Origin of the sequence: Acinetobacter sp. YH12098 (genome assembly GCF_013419235.1) — a bacterium.
In the GTDB taxonomy this organism is placed as follows: domain Bacteria; phylum Pseudomonadota; class Gammaproteobacteria; order Pseudomonadales; family Moraxellaceae; genus Acinetobacter; species Acinetobacter amyesii.
The window spans coordinates 1-1,251 of record NZ_VPAO01000100.1; the positions used below are offsets into that span (position 1 = coordinate 1).

The window sequence follows — 1,251 nt, forward strand, 5'->3', positions numbered from 1 at the left end:
ACGATTAATAAGTGCGCGGTTGTATGTAGACCAATTGAGAGTACGGTAAATTTTAGGTGTGGGCTTATTCATTTGAAAATTATATTGTGGAATAAGCCCTTAACGATAGGTTTGTGCAACAAAGCCGTTCATTTGGCAAGGTTGTGATTGGAACATTTACTTGTTGAGGCCCCACAAACTTATGCTGCCCTGCCTTCACCTCAAACTTACCGCTAGTAGTAGGCAATACACCCGCACTACTAATTTCAATCTGACTACCACCAGCAACTAAAACAATTTTTTTGCTTGCTTTGATTTCAACTTTATCTTCCGTGGAAATAATTTGAATACCCTTTCGTGCAATCAGATCCGCCCCATCTCCTTGCGCTTGGATTTCAACTTTGCCTTTACCAGCATAAGCTCTTAAGCCTTCTTGTGCTGCAAATAGACAGATCTTGCTTTGTGCATGGGCAATTAAAGATTTTTGGCTACTGAGGTTGATGCTATCGCCTGCACTTTGGCTGATCTGCCCATCCGCTGAAAGATGAATATCTTCCTGACTACTCACAGCAATTGAGTTTGGTGCAGATAAAATCATTAAGGCTTGTTTAAAGGCATCAGCTTTTTCTTTACTGCCTTTTTCGATTTGTCCAAGGAAGTTTTTCAGGTTATCCAAGACTTCAAGTGGGTCAGTTTGTTGATTTTTCGCCACTTCACTTAAGGCTTTACTGCTGTCTAAATTGGCTTCGATTTGATCTTTTGCAGCTTGTGCATCGAGATGCATTGCCGCTGCTTGTTGTTGTGGGTGTGTGCTGACAAGAAGCCCTTGTCCTGCACGTACTGCGCCCCATTGGTCGGTTCTCAGTTCAAAACCTTCACCTCGCCCTGCACTTTCTGCGGTTTCTTTGGGATGACTAAGGTTACCGAGGTTGAGCTGAGTGGCACCATGGGTACTTTGTAATTGTGTTGATATTTGTCCCGTCGTGTCATCAAAGCGCAGTTGCCCAAAGCCTTCGCCTTGGACTTCCTTACTTTTAATCCCAGCCAATTTTTTGGTGTCTGGCAGTTTGCCTTTACCATCAAATTGGGTCGGACTGCGCTGTGCTTCATGTATCCGCCCCACCACAAATGGTCGGTCGATATTACCGTCAAAGAAATCGATGACCACGATTTCATTAATGCGTGGCAAGAAGCGTGCGCCATAGCCTTCACCGGCCCATGGAGTCAGTACATCGACCCATGCAGAGTCCGTGTCATTGTCATTGCTGCCTG

1 protein-coding gene is annotated in these 1,251 nt (G+C 44.8%); it reads right to left on the reverse strand.

Going from position 1 to position 1,251, the window contains the following annotated elements:
* Positions 1–79: 79 nt before the first annotated feature.
* A partial coding sequence (locus FTU38_RS16725) for a type VI secretion system tip protein VgrG (protein ID WP_180111905.1) occupies positions 80–1,251 on the reverse strand: 1,172 nt, incomplete at its 5' end.